We start from the raw sequence: 2,285 nt of genomic DNA on the forward strand, positions 1-2,285 counted from the left end.
ACCGCTCTTCCGATCTACGTTGGTATTTGTGGACAAGGCCCGTCAGACCATGACGATCTAGCCAAATGGCTGATGGATCAAGGTATTAGCTCTGTATCGCTCAATCCTGATACGGTCATTGATACTTGGGTTAAACTTGGTAACGTTCAGTAGAATCAGAACCATAAAATTTCAATAGCCAGGTTGATTTTAATTACTTGATTCTATTAAAGAAAGCGCCCGCGAGGCGCTTTTCTTTTGCCATCACTTCATTTTCATTAATTATCTTGTCTGATTACATGGTAACTAAATCGTGTCTATGTCGTGGTTATGTCGCGGTTATCTTGATACCACGGTAAGCGTTCAAAATGCGCTGAGGAGAATCAGCAAGATCACCTCCAATGTTCTTATGATGCGCCAGTCTTTGGTAGTGAGACAGTGTCTTAGTTAGATAAGCCTTCGCGGTAGTAACCTGCGGAATGGATTCTGCATTCCAAATGTCTTTTCCAACCGGAGAGACCATAGGGTGTGATGATGGACTGTTCTTTTCAGACGATACCAGAAGTATCTCATAATAGCGTTTGTTGTCTTCAACGAGCGTTTCTTTTTTAAGCCTAAAATCCAGCTCGATAAGACGCTTTCTAAGGCTATACAGATGGTGAACAGGGCACAATAAGTAGTCTATGGATACCGATGGATTATTTCGATGAATGGCCTCAAAAAGGTCTATCATTAAATCGCCACCAACACCGGCAATAATAACCAGGTGCCTTCCTTCATGCTGTTCTATGGGGAGGTTAGCAACATCAATGCAATGGGTAAACCAAGGCGTTAATGAACTCCCATAGAACTGAGTAAGCTTAGTGTCGAGCTGTGTCATGAGTTCAGGAACAATATCAACAAAATGGATATGACCACCAGCCTGACGAGACAATAATGTCGCGCCTAACAATCCATGGTCGCAACAACAGTCCCAAATATGATCGTACTCTTGACCTACCATTTCATCTATCTGTTTTAGTCTATTACTTATTTTCACGTGTCAATCCCACCAAATTCTCGGCAATTGTAATGGGAATTTTTTTACAAGCAAAGCAATTCTGCCATCTCTTTTGAGTACGACAAAAGTGAAAACACACAAGGCCAAATTTTAGTTACATTTTCTAATCTTTAATCAAGAAATAATCGCATCAAATAATCAATAAATGCAGAAAAACAACGAATTAGATGTTAATAATTATAGATAAAAACAACCATTATGAATTATTAATCATAAATTATGCGAAATTTAGAATATAAACTCACAATTAATGACTAGACAGAGCTGTCGATTGTTAAATCATTGTTTCATTAGAAAAACTAATTCCACATTGCAGTTTTTGTCACTATTTATTTACCAATAAAACCTCTATATTTCTTCCAACGAAACAAAATTATTCGATTTTTAGAGAGGCTACTATGTCACAAGTTATGCATTTAGACACCATCGCAGCACCTACCTCTATGGATAAGAAGACCTACGCGGTTAGTTTCAAAGGATTGATTAAACATTTACTCGATATTCTGTTTGTTGATAACAGTGAACCTCGTGCCTACTATGCATCTGATCTATCAGACCATATGCAAAGAGATTTAGGTTTAACTCGCTAATGTATCGACAACGCAGTTATTTGAACGCAGCCAGTGGCTGCGTTTTTTTATGCATGAATTTTATGAATAATCACCTCTATAGAGGCATTCTCATTTATACACACACAAAAAAGGCACCATCGGTGCCTTTAGAATAGGGGGACAAATAATAGAATATGAGTCTAAATAAAAAGCCCGTTACTTTTTACGGCAGAATTCAGCAATCACGTACATTGATTGACCGCCATTGGTTTTACCAGACACAAGCTTTGGATCATCGCCAACACTAATACCGCGAATAACCGTACCTTGCTTAATCACTTGGTTCGTTCCCTTGACAGGCAAATCTTTGATTACTGTTACGTCGTCACCTTTTTTAAGTTCGACGCCATTCACATCAAGAGGTTTGTCATCAGCCGACATACCAATTTGTGCCCAAACTGATGTTTCCTCTTCTAAATACATCATCTCTAAAAGATCCTGTGCCCAAGACTCTGAAGAGAGGCGAGTCAATTGACGCCACGCTACCACTTGAACCGGTGGCTCTTGGCTCCACATGCTGTCATTTAAACAACGCCAGTGGTTAATGTCTTTCGGGTCTTCAATTTCACCCAAACACTTGTCGCAAGCCATAATGCCATGATCGACAGTAACATGGCTAAGATCGGAAGAGCGGT

At 39.4% G+C, this 2,285-nt stretch carries 3 protein-coding genes; 1 reads left to right on the top strand and 2 read right to left on the bottom strand.

Annotation, left to right across the window (positions count from 1 at the left end; all coding sequences use genetic code 11):
- Positions 1-307: 307 nt before the first annotated feature.
- Positions 308-1,018 (bottom strand): tRNA (adenine(22)-N(1))-methyltransferase, encoded by a 711-nt coding sequence (locus ACP45E_RS18285; RefSeq protein ID WP_083251621.1) that lies wholly within the window; start codon positions 1,016-1,018, stop codon positions 308-310.
- Positions 1,019-1,437: 419 nt separating this feature from the next.
- Between ACP45E_RS18285 and ACP45E_RS18290 the strand changes: the two genes are divergently transcribed.
- Positions 1,438-1,629 (top strand): hypothetical protein, encoded by a 192-nt coding sequence (locus tag ACP45E_RS18290; RefSeq protein WP_017033570.1) that lies wholly within the window; start codon positions 1,438-1,440, stop codon positions 1,627-1,629.
- Between the two features lie 177 nt (positions 1,630-1,806).
- Here the strand turns inward: ACP45E_RS18290 and ACP45E_RS18295 are convergent.
- On the bottom strand, positions 1,807-2,285 hold a 479-nt coding region (locus ACP45E_RS18295; RefSeq protein WP_069585390.1), incomplete at its 5' end, for a PhnA domain-containing protein.

Origin of the sequence: Vibrio genomosp. F10 str. 9ZD137 (assembly GCF_049974785.1) — a bacterium.
Lineage (GTDB): Bacteria > Pseudomonadota > Gammaproteobacteria > Enterobacterales > Vibrionaceae > Vibrio.

Excerpts from the sequence above, each read along its gene's own strand:
- ACP45E_RS18290 (WP_017033570.1), top strand. The coding sequence starts at position 1,438 with ATGTCACAAGTTATGCATTTAGACACCATCGCAGCACCTACCTCTATG.